This window comes from Nocardioides turkmenicus (genome assembly GCF_011045035.1).
Taxonomy (GTDB): domain Bacteria; phylum Actinomycetota; class Actinomycetes; order Propionibacteriales; family Nocardioidaceae; genus Nocardioides; species Nocardioides turkmenicus.
In genome coordinates, this window is sequence record NZ_JAALAA010000007.1 from 110,483 (window position 1) to 125,882 (window position 15,400).

Genomic DNA, 15,400 nt, shown 5'->3' on the forward strand with positions numbered 1-15,400 from the left:
GAATGAACCTGTGACCGGCGAGCCAGAGGTGCGCTACGCGCAGACCAGCGACGACATCGCGATCGCGTATCAGGTCGTCGGGAGCGGGCCGGTGGTGATCTGGATGCCGTCGCTCAGCAACATCCGGGCGCAGTGGCGGGTGCCGGCGCTGCGGATGGCCTACGAGCGGCTGAGTCAGGACCTGACGCTCGTGCTCTACGACGGCCGCGGCACCGGCTCCTCCGACCGCCGGCCCGGCGACCTCGGGCTCGATGCGCACCTCCGTGACCTGGAGGCGGTCATCGAGGCCGTCGGTGCCGACCGGGTCAACCTGCTCGGCTACTACCACGCGGTCGCGACCGCGGTCGCGTACGCCGCCACCGACCCGCAGCGCGTCGACCGGATGCTCCTCTTCGGCGGAGCGGCGCGGATGCGCGACGCGATGAGCCCGGCGCAGACGCAGGCGCTGCTCTCGCTGGTCGAGCAGGACTGGGACCTCTTCGCCGACGCCGCCGCGACGGCCTGGCTGGGCTGGGGCTCCGGCGAGAACGCCGGCCGGGTGGCCGAGGCGTTCCGCACCGCGACGACCCCGGCGGTCGCCCGTGACTGGTTCGCCGAGGCCGCCCGGTTGGACGTCAGCGACCTGCTCGGTCAGGTCGTCGCACCGACGCTCGTGCTGCACCGCCAGGCCGCCGGCCAGATCCCGGTCGAGGTGTCCCGTCGCCTGGCCGAGGGGCTCCGCAACGGGACGCTGGTCGAGCTCGAGGGCACCACGCCGACGCTCTTCGTCGAGGGCGGCGCGCGCGACCTCGCCATGGTCAGCCGCTGGTTCCTGACCGGCGAGGTGTGTCGTGACTCTGCGTCGGCGCCGGCCCCAACGGCCCTGACGGCGCTGACCACGCGCGAGCAGGACGTGCTGAGGCTGATCGCCACGGGACGTACGAACGCCTCGGTCGCACGCGACCTCGGCATCACCGAGCACACAGTCGAGCGGCACGCGGCCAACCTCTACCGCAAGCTCGGGGTACGCAGCCGGGCCGAGGCCACCGCGTGGGCGATCCGCAACGGAGCGGACTGACGGGAACCCGTCACTCCGGCTGATCACTGTCCGGGAAGCGGCGAGCCCGCGTGCCCGGGACAGTGGGGACATGACGACGACGATCACCCCCAGCAACGACTCCTGGCGGATGGCGAGGGCGACCGCCCCGGTGATGCGTACCCTGGCCGGACACCGCCTGTTCCCGCTCTGGGCCGTGGTGCACCACCGCGGCCGCAAGACCGGACGCGCGCTGAGCCTGCCGGTCGCCCTGCTGCACACCGAGGACGAGTTCGTGATCACGCTGCCGTGGGGACCGGGCACCAACTGGGTGCGCAACGTGCTGGCTGCCGGCGGGTGCACGATCACCTGGAAGGGGCGCGACCACGCCGCCACCGAACCGCGGATCCTCGGCCGTGACGAGGCGCGCCCCTACTACGACGGATTCTCCTGGTGGATGGTGGAGAAGGTCTTCAAGGCCGACAGCTTCCTGCTGCTGCGGCGCTGAGAGTCCATACTGCGGCGCCGTTGCTCCGTGACGTACGCCTGTGTCTGGCAGGATCGACGCATGACCATGGAGGCGTTCGGCGAGCAGTCCTTCCCTGAGGAGCCCTTCGGCAACGAGTGGGACACCGAGCCGGGGTGGCTCTCCGAGGAGGAGCTGGGCGAGACCCGCGGGCGGGTGCCCATCCTCTATGTGGAGGCGGTGCCCGTGCGGGTCGATCCAGACGGCCGGGTCACCGAGGTGGGGCTGCTGCTGCGGGGCTCGCCCACGACCGGGACGATCACGCGGTCGCTGGTCTCCGGCCGGGTGCTGCACGGCGAGCGGATCCGCGACGCGCTGATGCGCAACCTGGAGAAGGACCTCGGTCCGGTCGCGTTCCCGACCCTGCCGCTGACCACGGTCCCGGTGACCGTGGCCGAATACTTCCCGTGGCCCGGGGAGCGCTACCAGGACCCACGCCAGCACGCGGTCTCGCTGGTCTACGTCATCCCGGTGACGGGCGAGTGCGAGCCGCGCCAGGACGCCCTGGAGCTGTCCTGGATGACGCCGGCCGAGGCCGCCTCCGACGCGGTCGTGGGTGACATGGAGGGCGGCCGCGGCGCGCTGCTGCGCCAGTGCCTGAGCGCGTTCGGAGCGCTGGATTGAGCGAGCGGACGTACGCATCGGGGGAGGGGCTCGTCGAGTTCCTCGACCTGATGCGGCTGATGCGTGAGCGGTGCGTGTGGAAGTCGTCGCAGACCCATTCGTCGTTGGCGAAGTATCTGCGCGAGGAGTCCGACGAGGTGCTCGAGGCGATCTCCGAGGAGGACCCGGAGCACCTCAAGGAGGAGCTCGGCGACCTGCTCCTGCAGGTCTACTTCCACGCCGCGATCGCGGAGGAGGCCGGTGAGTTCACCATGGACGACGTCGTCGCAGGTCTCACCGAGAAGATGAAGCGCCGCAACCCGCACGTCTTCGGCCCGGAGGCCGAGTCCGGTCGTCGCTACACCCTCGACGAGGTCGAGCGGCTCTGGTCGGCGGCCAAGGCGGCCGAGAAGGGCCGACCCGGCCCGAGCTGACGAGAGCCGACTCGGGGCGGGTTTCTCAGGCCCACTTGACCGCGGTCTCCTCGGCGACGCGAGGGAGGCGGTCGAACCACGGGTTCTCGCCCGGGTGGCCGATGTTGACGATCATCTTGGTGGTCCAGTTGCCCTCGGGGAAGAACTCCTTGTCGACGCCCGCGGTGTCGTAGCCCGCGATCGGGCCGGCGGCGAGACCGGCCGCGCGCACGGCGAGGATGAACGCGCCCGCCTGCAGGCCGGCGGACCAGCCGCCCGCGCCGTGGCGCGCGGTCTCGTCGGACTCGAAGTAGTCCTTCATCTCCGGGCGGATCGGGAAGACGGTGGGGATCTCCTCGTGCCAGTTGTTGTCGTAGGCGACGATCGCCGTCGCCGGCGCGGCCTTGGTCTTCTCGAAGTTGCCCTCGGCGATGTGGGGCAGGAGGCGCTCCTTGCCCTCGGCCGTGCGCACGAACACGACCCGCAGCGGCTGGGTGTTGGCCATCGTCGGGGTCCAGCGGGTGAGCTCCCAGATGTCGGCCAGCTCCTCGTCGGTGACGGGCGTCTCGGCGAAGGTGTTGGACGTGCGGGCGCCGGTGAAGACGATCTCGCGGCCGCGGGGGTCCAGCTTCTCGAGGGCAGGGATCTCAAGCACGGTGGTGTCGGTCATGTCGCTCTGAACTCCGGGGTTGCTAGGGATATTCCGGTTACTTCGAAAATAGTAGTTCCTCGCGATTCGGGCAATCCCTGTACCCTGGGGTCCATGTCCGCGACGAAACCCGTGCACGACCCCCAGGTGTGCAACGCAGCGCTCGTGCGGGCCTTCGACTTTCTCGGCAAGCGCTGGAACGGCCTGATCCTCGGTAGCCTGACCCAGGGCCCGCTCGGCTTCGCCGAGCTCAAGCGAGCGGTGACCGGCATCAGTGACTCGATGCTCTCCGAGCGCCTCAGTGAGCTGGCCGGCCTCGGCCTCCTCGCCCGCGAGGTCGACCCCGGTCCGCCGGTGGCGGTCCGCTACGCGCTCACCGGGGCCGGTGACGCGCTCGCGCCGACCCTCAACGCGCTGACCGAATGGGCCGGCACGCACCTCCCGGCCGGCCGCTGCTCCGAGGACTGACCGGTCCACGAACGACTCCGGCCCGCCACCGAACGGTGACGGGCCGGCGTGCTGACGATCCTCAGCGCTTGAACGCCCTGCCGAGGTCGAGGAAGACGGTCTCCCCGGTGGCGTCGTCGAGGCCGTCGTTGTCGGTCACCGCGTAGGCGTGCCCGTCCGCGCCGACGGTGAAGCCCTCGAGCTTCTCCTGGGTCCAGCCGTGGGTGCTCTCCAGCGCGGGCAGCAGGTCGTACGCCAGGCGCTTGCGCAGCGGCTTCACGGGGCTGAGCCCGGTGGTGCCCGTCCGGGGCACGTCCACGGTGTAGACCCGCTTGATCGCCGCCGTCGTGCCGTTCTGCTTGTCGCGCTCGATGACGGCGAGGGTGTCGCCGTCGACGGCGGTGATCTCGGAGAGGCCGATCCAGTCCCCGGCGACCGAGGTCGACTCCAGGCCGTAGCCGAACCACGCCCACTCGCCCGTGGCCGGGGTGTAGCGACCGATGCGGGCGGTGCTCGCGCCGTCCACACCGGGCTTCTTCGCGGTCGAGTCGGCCCACAGCGGGCGCTGCAGCGCGATGTACACCTGCTCGGAGGCGCGCTTTCCGGTTACCGTGACGCCCTCGAGGCCCCACTTGCCGACCTTCTCGGCGATCTCCGCAGGCAGCGGGACCGTCTCGGCGATCCGGCCGGCGCGGTCGAGGCGGAGCAGGGCGTTCCCGGCGCCGGTCGCACCCTCGTTCGCCACCCAGAAGCCGCCGCCACGGCGGGCGGCCAGACCCTCGATGTCGAGATCCTCGGCGACCTCGCCGGAGGCGTTCGTGACCTCGAGGACGTCGCGGATCACCTCAGGCGACCGGCGGACGTCCACCGTGTAGATGCGGCCGGTGGCGTAGGCGGCGTCGCTGGCCGCGTAGAGCTTGCCGGGCTCACCGGGGACCTTCGAGAGCGCGCCGAGCGCGCCCCAGCCGATCGGCTTGCTGTCCTGGGAGGCCGACTCGACCGTCGGGAAGGACGACGACTGCTTCCGCCCGAAGCCGTAGAGCGAGACCGAGGCCCGCACCAGGTCCTCGGCCGAGTCCTCCTCGGAGGAGATCGCCAGCAGGTTGCGCGAGGGGATCGGCAGCAGCCCCTCCGGCCCGTTGGTCGCGGGCAGCACCTGCGTGAACTTCGGGGACGACGGCGTACGCATGTCGTAGACGGCCACGAAGTTGCTGCGCTCCGAGCCCACGAAGGCGTACGGGACGCCGCCGAAGGTGTCGAAGGCCAAGCCCTCGGGCTCGGCGCCCTTCTTGGCGGCGCGGCCGTCGTTGTGCAGGCCGTATTTGGTGGCGAGGTCCTCGAAAGAGGATCCGGCGTCCCAGACGACCTCGCCGGTCGCGGCGCGGAAGACGGTCCAGCCACGGGTGCCGCCCTTCCAGTCACCCTCGTTCGCCGTCGCGACGAGCCCGGGTCCGACCCACTGGATCGAGTCGGGCTCGCGCGGCGCGTCGATGGTGTCGACCGGGTTGAAGCGGCCGTCCTTGGTCACGTCCACGCCCTCGACGACCGCGTTCCCGGCGCTCCACGCCGTCTCGACGGTCGCGGACGGCAGGTCGATGATCGCGACGCCGTTGTTCTCCTGCAGGGTCAGCGCGAGCTGGTTGTCGGCGTTGATGTCGACGTACTCCGGCTCGGCGTCCTCCGGCGTGTCCAGCCCCTTCAGCGCCGACGCGGGCAGCGTCACGTCGGTGATCGACCACGCGTCCGGCGCGCCGTCGAGACGGACGATCATGACCGAGCCGGCTGGCGCCTGGGGCAGGTCGCCCTCCTCGCCACCGGCAGGGGTGGCGGCCTCGTTGCGCTGGTTCTCCATCGCGATCGCGGCGTACGTCCCGTCCGGGCTGACCGCGATCGAGTCCGGCTGGCCGCCGAGATCGTACGAGGCCACCTCCTCGTGCGGCGCGGCCAGCGAGATCACGTCGATCCGACCGGCACGGGTGCCGACGGCGGGCTCCTCGTCCTCCCACTCGGTGTCCTCGAGGCCGGGGTAGGGCGACTCGTCGACGACCACGAGGGCGTAGTCGCCCACGATCGAGACCGACGTCGGCGAGCCGCCCTTGCCGCCGGAGACGTCGTGGCTGCCGAGCCCCTCAGGAGCGGAGGGGTCGGTGATGTCCAGGAAGCCGATCCGGCCGCCGGCCGCGTCGGTGTAGGCGAGTGTCTTCCCGTCCTCGGAGACCGCGGAGATCTCGGCGACGGTCGCGTCGGCTGGGTCGACCCCGGCGGGCACGTTCTGGAAGACCGGATACGTCGCGAGCCGGCTGAACTCGCCGTGCCGGCCGGGTCCCGCGGCGGCGGTGCCACCGAGGACGGTCATCATCGAGACGCCCAGGCCCCCGATGGCCAAGGCGCCGACACCGGCCAGCGCGAGACGGTTGTGCAGGAGTTGCATGTCGGGGTTCCTCTCGGAAAATCATTTACCGGGACGAACGATCTCGGCGGCACCGCGCGCCGAGGCGTCACGTACGTTTCGACCAGCCGACTCCCCGATGAACAGCAGGTGGGCAACCCTCGTCGCACCCCTACTGTCCGGTTAACGTTCCAATCGCCAGGCCCATCCGGCCGAGTAATAGGCTGACGGGCGACACCACCCCAGTGTTTCCATCCAGTCCTGACCCAGGAGTAGTTCAGTGGCATCGATCGACGCCGTAGGAGCCCGCGAGATCCTCGATTCGCGAGGCAACCCGACCGTGGAAGTTGAGGTCGTCCTCGACGACGGCACCTTCGCCCGCGCCCAGGTCCCCAGTGGCGCCTCGACCGGAGCCTTCGAGGCCGTCGAGCTGCGCGACGGTGGCGAGCGCTACGGCGGCAAGGGCGTGCAGAACGCCGTCACCGCCGTCGTGGAGACCCTCGCCCCCGCGATCGAGGGCTTCGACGCCGACGACCAGCGCGCCATCGACCAGGCGATGATCGACGCCGACGCGACCCCCAACAAGGCCAAGGCCGGCGCCAACGCGATCCTCGGCGTATCGCTCGCCGTCGCGAAGGCCGCCGCCGACTCGGCGGGCCTCTCCCTGTTCCGCTACGTCGGCGGCCCCAACGCCCACGTGCTGCCGGTCCCGATGCTCAACATCCTCAACGGTGGGTCCCACGCGGACTCCAACGTGGACATCCAGGAGTTCATGATCGCGCCGATCGGCGCGCCGACCTTCGCCGAGGCGCTGCGCATGGGCGCCGAGGTCTACCACGCCCTCAAGTCCGTGCTGAAGGCGAAGGGCCTGGCCACCGGCCTCGGCGACGAGGGTGGCTTCGCGCCCAACCTCGAGTCCAACCGGGCCGCCCTCGACCTGATCGCCGAGGCCATCGGCAAGGCCGGCTACGAGCTCGGCAAGGACGTCGTGCTCGCGCTCGACGTCGCCGCCTCCGAGTTCTACCAGGACGGGGCGTACCTCTTCGAGGGCGCCAAGAAGACCGCCGAGGAGATGACCGCCTACTACGAGGAGCTCGTCGCCGCCTACCCGATCGTCTCCATCGAGGACCCGCTCGACGAGGAGGACTGGGACGGCTGGAAGGCGATCACCGACGCGATCGGCGACAAGACCCAGCTCGTCGGCGACGACCTGTTCGTCACCAACGTCGAGCGTCTCGCGCGCGGGATCGAGGGTGGCCAGGGCAACGCGCTGCTGGTCAAGGTCAACCAGATCGGCACCCTCACCGAGACCCTCGACGCGGTCGACATGGCCCACCGTGCCGGCTTCAAGACGATGATGTCCCACCGCTCCGGCGAGACCGAGGACACCACGATCGCCGACCTCGCCGTCGCCGTCGGCTCCGGCCAGATCAAGACCGGTGCCCCGGCCCGCTCCGAGCGCGTCGCGAAGTACAACCAGCTCCTCCGCATCGAGGACGAGCTCGGCGAGGCCGCCCGCTACGCCGGCGCCTCCGCCTTCCCGCGCTACCAGGCCTGACCGCCACCCGGCGCGTCTGTCCCGTCTCCCAGTGCCGAGTCGGCGCAAATGTCCCGCCGCTGCGGGGCAGATGCGCCGACTCGGCGTCATTTGGCGGGGCAGTAGCGCCGACTCGGCACGGCTCGGCGGGACAGATGCGCCGACTCGCTGGCCTCGGATGGGAGGATGAGTGACGTGGCGACGCAGGGACCTGGTCAGAGCAAGCGCGTTCAGCGACCCCGAGGCCCACAGGGTCCGGGGCGACGGCCGCGTGCCCCGCTCCCGGTCCGGCCGCCGTCGGGTGGCGGCATCGAGGCGCTGCGCAAGCGGCTGCGCCGACCCAAGCTGACCGGCCGGGCGATGATGATCATGGTGGTGGCCGCCGTGCTGGTGATCTCGTACGCCTCCTCGCTGCGCGCCTACATCCAGCAGCGCCACGACATCAACGCGCTCCAGACCGAGATCGCCCAGCGCAAGGAGCACATCAAGCAGCTCGAGGAGCAGACCCGTCGCTGGGAGGACCCCGCCTACGTCCAGCAGCAGGCCCGGGAGCGGTTCGGGTTCGTGATGCCGGGGGAGACGGCGTACGTCGCCCTCGACGAGAACGGGGAGCGCATCCAGACCGAGCCGGAGCTCACCGACCCCAAGTCGGTGGGCAGTGCCGAGCAGCCGGAGGCGTGGTGGGACGATGCGTGGGGTTCCGTGCTGCTGGCCGGAGACCCGCCGGAGCAGACTGGAGAAGGGCCGGAGTCGGAGATCGACCCGCCCAAGCAGAAGAAAGACTGAAGACATGGCCATCGATCCCAAGGACGTGGCCGCGATCGCGGCACAGCTGGGACGCGAGCCACGGGGGATCCACGAGGTCGGGCACCGCTGCCCGTGCTCGTTGCCCGATGTGGTGACGACCGAGCCGCGGCTGCCCAACGGCACCCCGTTCCCCACGACCTTCTATCTCACCTGCCCGCGCGCCGCCTCGAAGATCGGCACTCTCGAGGGCACCCACGTGATGAAGGACATGGAGGCGCGGCTTGCCGAGGACGAGGAGCTCGCCGCCGCCTACGCCAAGGCCCACGAGGCCTATCTCGAGGCCCGCTACCAGCTCGGCGACCCGCCCGAGATCCACGGCATCTCCGCAGGTGGCATGCCCAATCGCGTCAAGTGCCTGCACGTACTCGCCGGCCAGGCGCTGGCCCAGGGCCCTGGCGTCAACCCGCTCGGCGACGAGGTGCTCGAGCGCCTCGGTGAGTGGTGGAAGTCCGGCCCGTGCGTGGATCTCGAGCTGGAGGACGAGGAGCAGTGACTCTGTGACGCAACGGGTCGCTGCGATCGACTGCGGCACCAACACGATCAAGCTCCTGATCGCCACGGTCACCGCCGACGGCCTGACCGAGGACGTACGCGAGGCCCGCATGGTCCGCCTAGGCCAGGGTGTCGACCGCACCGGTGTGCTCGCCGACGAGGCCCTGGAGCGGGCCTTCGGCGCCATCGACGAGTACGCGGCGCTGATCCACGAGCACGGCGTCGAGAAGGTGCGCTTCGTGGCCACCTCGGCCACCCGCGACGCCGCCAACGCGGCGACGTTCACGGACGGCGTACGCGACCGGCTCGGGGTCACGCCCGAGGTCGTCACCGGGGCGGAGGAGGCGGCGCTCTCCTTCGGCGGCGCGGCCCGCAACCTCCGCGGCATCCCCGAGCCGCCGGTGCTGGTCATCGACATCGGTGGCGGTTCGACCGAGCTGATCCTCGGGGACGGCCCGACGATGGGGGTCAGCGAGTCGGACAGCATGGACATCGGGTCGGTCAGGCTCCACGAGCGTCACCTGCGCTCCGACCCGCCGACGCGGGAGGAGATCGAGGCCTGCGTACGCGACATCGACGCCCACCTCGACGCCTGCCCCGTCGACCCGGCGAACGCCCGGACGGTGGTCGCGGTCGGCGGCACCATGATCCAGCTGGCCATGGGGCTGCTCGAGCTGGAAGCGTACGACCGCGATGCCACCGACCACGCCGAGGTCTCGCCCGACGACGTCTACCGGCTCGTCGACCGGCTGCTGGCGATGACGGTCGACGAGCGGCTGGCGCTGCCCTGGATGCATCCGGGCCGCGCCGACGTGATCGCCGCCGGCGGAGTGATCCTCAGCCGGATCCTGAGGCGCTCGATCGTCGACTCTCTGCTCGTCTCCGAGTCCGACATCCTCGACGGAATCGCATGGTCCGTTAGAGACTAGGCATGTCGGGGGACTTGATCTTTGTGTTTGGCGCCTAGGTTTGGGTTCACCGGCGTACACCCATCAAACAGAACCAAAGCTGTCTCTCGGAAGGTCAAGAAGTGAAAAAGCTCATCCTGCTTGCCATCGCTGCCGCTGGTGTCGGCGTGCTGGTCAAGAACAAGTCTGAGCAGCTGAAGGCCGGCGCGAACAAGGTCACCAGCGATCCGCGCGTCCAGTCGGCCCTCGCGACCGCCTCGGAGAAGGCGGCGCCCCTGAAGGAGAAGGCTGCTCCTTATGCCGAGGCCGCCATGGCCAAGGCGAGTCCCTATGCCGCCACCGTGAAGGAGAAGGCGGGGCCCTACGCGGAGCAGGCCAAGGAGAAGGTCTCGGCCGCGGCCGGGGTCGCCTCCGAGAAGCTGCACCGGAACGGCTCCGTCCCGGAGTCCACCTCGGAGACCGCTGCGGCGGCCGCTCCGGAGCCCGCTGCCGACCCGGTCGTCCCGGAGGCCCCGGCGGCTCCGGCCGCTCCGGAGTCGACCGACTCGTCGTCGACCAGCGAGTACGGCGGCTACCCGCCCGCTCCGCCGGCGCCGTCGGCCCCGCAGGCCGGTGTCACCGGTGACCCGCTCACCGACCCGATCGCTCCCGCCGACCCCTACGCCACCGAGGTCCCGGCCCCGCCGGCCGGGCCCGACCAGGCATCCGACCAGGGGTCCGACCAGGCCTCTTACGACGACCTGGGCGAGGGCGACACCGTGGTCAAGCCGACCCCGGAGGGCACTCCGGAGTTCGCTCCCGAGCCGGTTGACCCCACGGAGGAGCAGAAGACCGACAAGTGGTTCCGCGGCTGATCCGCGAGCCCTCGACGTCCAGCTGAGTCACCCGCGGTCCGCCATCGGCGGGCCGCGGGTGACAATGGTCTGGTGACCATCCACGCCATCACCGTCCTGGGACACGACCGCCCGGGGATCATCGCCGACACCACCGCCCGTCTCGCCGGACTCGGACTCAACCTCGAGGACTCGACGATGACCCGGCTGCGAGGTCACTTCGCGATGACGCTGCTGTGCGCGGGAGAGGCCACCACCGAGGCCATCCAGGCCGATCTCGAGCCGATCGCGTCCGACGGCTCCCTGACCGTCACCGTCTACGAGCTTCCGGAGGAGCAGGCTCCGGCCGCTGCCGGCCAGCTCTTCGTGCTCTCCGTCCACGGCGGCGACCGTCCCGGCATCGTCTCCACGGTGACCGCCGAGATCGCCGCCGTCGGCGGCAACATCACCGACCTGACCACCCGTCTCTCCGGCGACCTCTACGTCGTCGTCGCCGAGCTCGAGCTCCCGGCCGACGCCGACGTCGCCGTGCTCGAGGCGTCGGTCAAGCGGGTCACCCAGGAGCTCGGCGTCGACGCCACCTTGCGGCCGATCGAGGCCGACGACCTGTGAGCGAGCGTCAGCGAGTGAACCATCCGATCAACACGCGGCCGCGTCCGTATCCTTGCGCTCGCGCGACGGAGGTGGTCGCGTGAGCATCAACGAACGTGTCTTGTCCTGGACCGAGGCGGAACTGGGAGTCGAGGGCAGGGTCCTCGACGTCGTACGCGCCCCCGCCCACGTCCTCTCCGTCCCCGGCAAGGACGTCGACCCCGCTGCCCCCGAGACCGTCCAGCTCGCCGCCGACCTGATCGCCACCATGCGGGTCTCGCCCGGCTGCGTCGGTCTGGCGGCCGACCAGGTCGGCGTCTCGGCCCGGATCTTCTGCGTCGACGTCTCCACCCACGTCAAGACCAGGACCCACCACGGGACGTACGTCCTGTGCAACGCCGAGGTCGTCGAGGCCAGCCGCAACGAGAAGGCCCGTGAGGGCTGCATGTCCGTCCCCGACCTGACCGGTGACGTGAAGCGGGCCTCCCGACTGAAGGTACGCGGCCAGCTCCCGGTCACCGGCGAGACCGTCGAGATCGTCACCGACGCCTTCGAGGCCCGCTGCCTGCAGCACGAGATCGACCACACCAACGGTCTGCTCTTCATCGACAGGGTCGCGGGCGCTCACGCGCTCCACCAGCGCCAGACGTACTTATGACGCTAAGGTCTGGCTGTTCGCCCCGGTGTCCCAACTGGCAGAGGATGACGACTTAAAATCGTCCAGTTGTGGGTTCGAGTCCCACCCGGGGCACGAAAGCCCGAGCCTTGTCGGCGATCAGGCCGCTGCCGAGGAGCACGTGACCGACCATGATCGGATAGATCACGCCGCGTTCGAACAGGCCGATGTTCCACATCCACCCGGTGAAGACGTCGGCCATGAAGACGGGGAACGTGACCAGGCCGACGATGCCGAGCACGACGCTCGCGATCGACCGGCCACGGCTCAGGCCGATCCGGGTGCCGTTGGCGCCGACGACGATCGCCATGGTGTTCCCGGCGAGCATCACGCTCTGGGCACCGAAGGTGTGGAACGCGATGAGTCCGTTCTCGACATTCGCGTTCGATCCTTGGAATATCCCGACGAGGGCGACGCCGACACCGGCGATCGTCGCCAGGACCGCCACGATGATCGGGCGTGCTCCCTTGCGTACGTCGAAGACCAGGAACGTGCCGAGGATGAGCAGGACGCCGTATATCACCCAGCCGGCGTTCATGACAGCCCCGAGCGGCGAGTTCCCGACCTGCCCGAACGCCGTCTGCGCGGGGCCCGTCAGGCCGAGATGACTGACCCAGTTGTACAGCGGCGAGTACGGCGGGTCCTGCCAGGCAGCCGCGGTGATGAGCTCGGCGACCCAGGACAGGAGCGGGCCGATCAGCAGCAGCACGGCTCCGGTACGGCCTGCTGCTCCGGAGCGGACGATCGAGGTCATGACAGCGCCATCCCGGGTACGCGCTGGCGGATCGCTTCCAGCTCGGCTTCGTCCGAGATGCCCTGCCAGTCGTACCGCGGGGTGTAGGGCGCCTCCAGAGCCCGCACCTCGTCGTCGGTGAGGTCGACGTCGAGCGACGCCACGGCGTCGTCGATCTGCTGGATCGAGCCGGCGCCGACCAGTGGGGCGGTCACGACCGGTTGACGGCGCAGCCAGGCGAGCGCGATCTGGGCGCGGCTGACTCCGTGGGCGTCGGCGACCCGGCCGACCGCATCGATGATCGCGCGGTTCGAGGCCTCCTGCTCCGGGGAGTAGAGCATGTCGGCGTAGGCGCCGTCGGTCTCCGACCGCGCGGTCGAACGGGCGTCGTGCCAGGCGCGGGCGAGGCGTCCGCGGGCGAGCGGCGACCAGACGATCGTGCCGACCCCGTTGTCCAGGGCGAGCGGGATCATCTCGCGCTCCTCTTCGCGGGCGAGCAGGTTGTAGTGATCCTGCATCGACACGAAGCGGGCCCAGCCGTTGACCTTCTGCAGGTGCAGCGCCTTCGCGAACTCCCACGCGTGCATCGAGGACGCGCCGAGGTAGCGCACCTTGCCCGCCTTCACGAGGTCGTGGAGCGCTTCGAGGGTCTCTTCCCACGGCGTCGAGTGGTCGTTGCGGTGGATCTGGTAGAGGTCGATGTAGTCGGTTCCCAGTCGCCGGAGCGAGTGGTCGACCTCGGTCATGATCGCCTTGCGCGACAGTCCCCGACCGTTGGGACCCAGACGCATCGGATGCCGCAGCTTCGTGGCGATCACCACCGCATCGCGGTCCGCGAAGTCCTTCAGTGCGCGCCCGAGGATCTCTTCGCTGGACCCGTTGGAATACATGTTCGCGGTGTCGAAGAAGTTGATCCCGGAGTCCAGCGCGTGCTTGATGAGCGGGCGGGCCTCGTCCTCGCCCTTCGACCAGACCGGGTGGCCGCGATCCGGCTCGCCATAGGTCATCGCGCCGATCGCGATCGGTGACACCTCCAGGCCGGTGGTGCCGAGCTTGATGTACTGCATGGTGCTCCTCTAAGGTATGTGGAGAGTTCTCCATATACAGTAGTGGAGAGTTCTCCACATAGCAAGAGGAGACGTCCATGGTTCGTTCCGACGCCCGGGAGAACCGGGCTCGCATCCTCGCGGCCGCCCGCGAGGCGTTCACCGAGGACGGCGCCACGTCGATGAACCAGGTCGCGCAGCGTGCCGGCGTGGGCGCCGGCACCCTCTACCGCAACTTCCCGACGCGAGAGGCGCTGGTCCTCGCGGTCTACCAGGACGAGGTCGCTCGGATCATCGAGACCGCGCCTAGGCTGCTGGCCGAGATGGAGCCGCTGGAGGCGCTGCGTCACTGGACCAACGATCTCGTCGAGGCGATGCGAAGGAAGCACGGCCTCGGCGATGCCCTCAGCCCGAGCGCGCACCAGGCGATCACCGAGCAGACCTATGGGCCCGTGGTCGCGGCGATCCGCGAGCTGTTCGCTGCCGGCAAGAAGGACGGCAGCATCCGCCAGGACGCCGAGCCGGCCGACTTCCTCCAGCTCACCGGCGCGCTCTGGCGCGCTGCTCCGGGCCCGGAAGACCGCTCGCCGCACATGCTCGCGCTCATCCTCGACGGACTCCGCGCGCAACGTCCGCGCTAGTCGCACTCCTCCGTCCCCGGAACCTCAGGGTCGTCCCGGACGTTGAGTGAGACACAGGGCCGGTACGCTGGCCACAGGGATCCGCCACCGTGGCGGAACCTTTCAAGTCGCTTTCGAGGAGTGACCCCCAGATGCAGAGCAACAACCCGGTGTTCCGTAGGGCAGAGGGCTTCGGGCAGCCGTCGCACAACGCCTACGGCAACGCGACCTACGGCGGCAGCGGCGCTCCGTACGCCGGCTACGGGCAGGACCCGAGCCAGTGGTCGACCGGCGCCCCCCAGGCTCCCACCACGGGCGCCCCCATGACGATCGACTCGGTGGTGCAGAAGGGCGCGATCACGCTCGGCGTCGTCTTCCTCGCCGCCATCGCGACGTGGGTCCTGACCCCTGACATCAGCTCGACCGCCAACCTCGCGCCGCTCTACCTGGCCGCGACCCTCGGTGCCGGTGCGGCGTTCATCCTGTCCCTGGTCAACTCGTTCAAGCGAGTGGTCAGCCCGGCGCTGGTTCTCGCCTTCGCCCTGGCCGAGGGCATCGCCCTGGGCGCGCTGAGCAAGACCTTCGACGCCATGATCGGTGGCGGCATCGTCGTCCAGGCCGTGATCGGCACCTTCGCGGCGTTCGCGGGCACGCTGGCTGCGTACAAGTTCTTCAACATCAAGGTCGGTGCGAAGTTCCGCACCTTCGTGATCGCCGCCATGTTCGGCATGGTGGGGCTGAGCCTGATGGAGCTCGTGCTCGGCATGTTCGGTGCCAGCTTCGGCCTCTTCGGTCTCGGCACGCTCGGCATGATCACTGCCATCGCCGGCCTCGCGCTCGGTGTCTTCATGCTGATCCTCGACTTCGACCAGATCGAGCAGGGCATCCGCGCCCAGCTTCCTGAGCGTGAGTCGTGGCGGGCCGTCTTCGGTCTTACCGTCAGCCTGGTGTGGATCTACACCAACCTGCTCCGCCTCCTGGCGATCTTCCAGCAGGATTGATCGAGACCTGAGTCGCTGACAAGCAACAACCGCCCCGTGCCTACAAGGCGCGGGGCGGTTTGTTTCGCTGGTCGAGCCGGATTCGTGAGGAACGAACGAATCCGTGTCGAGACC

At 69.8% G+C, this 15,400-nt stretch carries 18 protein-coding genes and 1 tRNA gene; 15 read left to right on the plus strand and 4 right to left on the minus strand.

The genetic code is table 11. The features are described from left to right. The first annotated feature begins 10 nt into the window (after positions 1 to 10). The 4 genes from G5C66_RS10065 (at position 11) to G5C66_RS10080 (ending at position 2,578) form a co-directional block, all read left to right on the plus strand. Complete coding sequence (locus G5C66_RS10065; protein ID WP_206443922.1) at positions 11 to 1,057, plus strand: alpha/beta fold hydrolase; 1,047 nt, start codon at positions 11 to 13, stop codon at positions 1,055 to 1,057. A gap of 70 nt (positions 1,058 to 1,127) precedes the next feature. Beyond that, a complete protein-coding gene (locus tag G5C66_RS10070) occupies positions 1,128 to 1,523 on the plus strand; it encodes a PNPOx family protein (RefSeq protein ID WP_165110820.1) in 396 nt (131 codons plus the stop codon). A 60-nt stretch (positions 1,524 to 1,583) separates the two neighbouring features. Continuing rightward, a complete protein-coding gene (locus tag G5C66_RS10075) occupies positions 1,584 to 2,165 on the plus strand; it encodes an NUDIX hydrolase family protein (RefSeq protein ID WP_141803230.1) in 582 nt (193 codons plus the stop codon). Continuing rightward, complete coding sequence (locus tag G5C66_RS10080) at positions 2,162 to 2,578, plus strand: MazG nucleotide pyrophosphohydrolase domain-containing protein (RefSeq protein ID WP_206443923.1); 417 nt, start codon at positions 2,162 to 2,164, stop codon at positions 2,576 to 2,578. Before G5C66_RS10075 ends, G5C66_RS10080 begins: the two co-directional genes overlap by 4 nt. Before the next feature lie 25 nt (positions 2,579 to 2,603). On the opposite strand, the gene G5C66_RS10085 is transcribed toward G5C66_RS10080, so the two are convergent. Further along, on the minus strand, positions 2,604 to 3,227 hold the full coding sequence (locus G5C66_RS10085; RefSeq protein WP_165110821.1) for a malonic semialdehyde reductase: 624 nt from the start codon (positions 3,225 to 3,227) through the stop codon (positions 2,604 to 2,606). 93 nt (positions 3,228 to 3,320) lie between these two features. Here G5C66_RS10085 and G5C66_RS10090 point away from each other — a divergent pair, with 93 nt between their 5' ends. After that, a complete protein-coding gene (locus tag G5C66_RS10090; RefSeq protein WP_165110822.1) occupies positions 3,321 to 3,674 on the plus strand; it encodes a winged helix-turn-helix transcriptional regulator in 354 nt (117 codons plus the stop codon). Between the two features lie 61 nt (positions 3,675 to 3,735). Here the strand turns inward: G5C66_RS10090 and G5C66_RS10095 are convergent, their stop codons facing one another. Continuing rightward, positions 3,736 to 6,084, minus strand: a complete 2,349-nt coding sequence (locus G5C66_RS10095; protein ID WP_165110823.1) for an esterase-like activity of phytase family protein — start codon at positions 6,082 to 6,084, stop codon at positions 3,736 to 3,738. Positions 6,085 to 6,322: 238 nt separating this feature from the next. Here G5C66_RS10095 and eno point away from each other — a divergent pair, with 238 nt between their 5' ends. The 8 genes from eno (at position 6,323) to G5C66_RS10135 (ending at position 11,961) form a co-directional block, all read left to right on the plus strand. Beyond that, entirely contained in the window at positions 6,323 to 7,600 is a 1,278-nt protein-coding gene (gene eno, locus G5C66_RS10100) for a phosphopyruvate hydratase (RefSeq protein ID WP_165110824.1), read from the plus strand. Between the two features lie 174 nt (positions 7,601 to 7,774). Further along, a complete protein-coding gene (locus G5C66_RS10105; RefSeq protein WP_338144131.1) occupies positions 7,775 to 8,365 on the plus strand; it encodes an FtsB family cell division protein in 591 nt (196 codons plus the stop codon). 4 nt (positions 8,366 to 8,369) lie between these two features. Further along, complete coding sequence (locus tag G5C66_RS10110) at positions 8,370 to 8,879, plus strand: DUF501 domain-containing protein (RefSeq protein WP_165110825.1); 510 nt, start codon at positions 8,370 to 8,372, stop codon at positions 8,877 to 8,879. Between the two features lie 4 nt (positions 8,880 to 8,883). Next, positions 8,884 to 9,807, plus strand: a complete 924-nt coding sequence (locus G5C66_RS10115) for a Ppx/GppA phosphatase family protein (RefSeq protein WP_165110826.1) — start codon at positions 8,884 to 8,886, stop codon at positions 9,805 to 9,807. A gap of 101 nt (positions 9,808 to 9,908) precedes the next feature. Next, positions 9,909 to 10,640, plus strand: a complete 732-nt coding sequence (locus tag G5C66_RS10120) for a hypothetical protein (protein ID WP_165110827.1) — start codon at positions 9,909 to 9,911, stop codon at positions 10,638 to 10,640. Between the two features lie 72 nt (positions 10,641 to 10,712). Beyond that, entirely contained in the window at positions 10,713 to 11,231 is a 519-nt protein-coding gene (locus G5C66_RS10125) for an ACT domain-containing protein (RefSeq protein WP_165110828.1), read from the plus strand. Between the two features lie 79 nt (positions 11,232 to 11,310). Beyond that, complete coding sequence (gene def / locus G5C66_RS10130; RefSeq protein ID WP_165110829.1) at positions 11,311 to 11,868, plus strand: peptide deformylase; 558 nt, start codon at positions 11,311 to 11,313, stop codon at positions 11,866 to 11,868. Positions 11,869 to 11,887: 19 nt separating this feature from the next. Then, positions 11,888 to 11,961 (plus strand) — tRNA-Leu (locus G5C66_RS10135). Here the strand turns inward: G5C66_RS10135 and G5C66_RS27080 are convergent. Together G5C66_RS27080 and G5C66_RS10145 are read right to left on the minus strand one after the other, a co-directional pair. Further along, positions 11,921 to 12,640, minus strand: coding sequence for a DUF998 domain-containing protein (locus G5C66_RS27080; RefSeq protein WP_165110937.1), 720 nt, complete (start codon positions 12,638 to 12,640; stop codon positions 11,921 to 11,923). The genes G5C66_RS10135 and G5C66_RS27080 overlap by 41 nt on opposite strands. Further along, on the minus strand, positions 12,637 to 13,686 hold the full coding sequence (locus G5C66_RS10145; protein WP_165110830.1) for an aldo/keto reductase: 1,050 nt from the start codon (positions 13,684 to 13,686) through the stop codon (positions 12,637 to 12,639). Before G5C66_RS10145 ends, G5C66_RS27080 begins: the two co-directional genes overlap by 4 nt. Positions 13,687 to 13,763: 77 nt before the next feature. Here G5C66_RS10145 and G5C66_RS10150 point away from each other — a divergent pair, with 77 nt between their 5' ends. After that, on the plus strand, positions 13,764 to 14,306 hold the full coding sequence (locus G5C66_RS10150; RefSeq protein WP_165110831.1) for a TetR/AcrR family transcriptional regulator: 543 nt from the start codon (positions 13,764 to 13,766) through the stop codon (positions 14,304 to 14,306). 131 nt (positions 14,307 to 14,437) lie between these two features. Beyond that, complete coding sequence (locus G5C66_RS10155) at positions 14,438 to 15,286, plus strand: Bax inhibitor-1/YccA family protein (RefSeq protein ID WP_165110832.1); 849 nt, start codon at positions 14,438 to 14,440, stop codon at positions 15,284 to 15,286. The last annotated feature ends 114 nt before the right edge of the window (positions 15,287 to 15,400 follow it).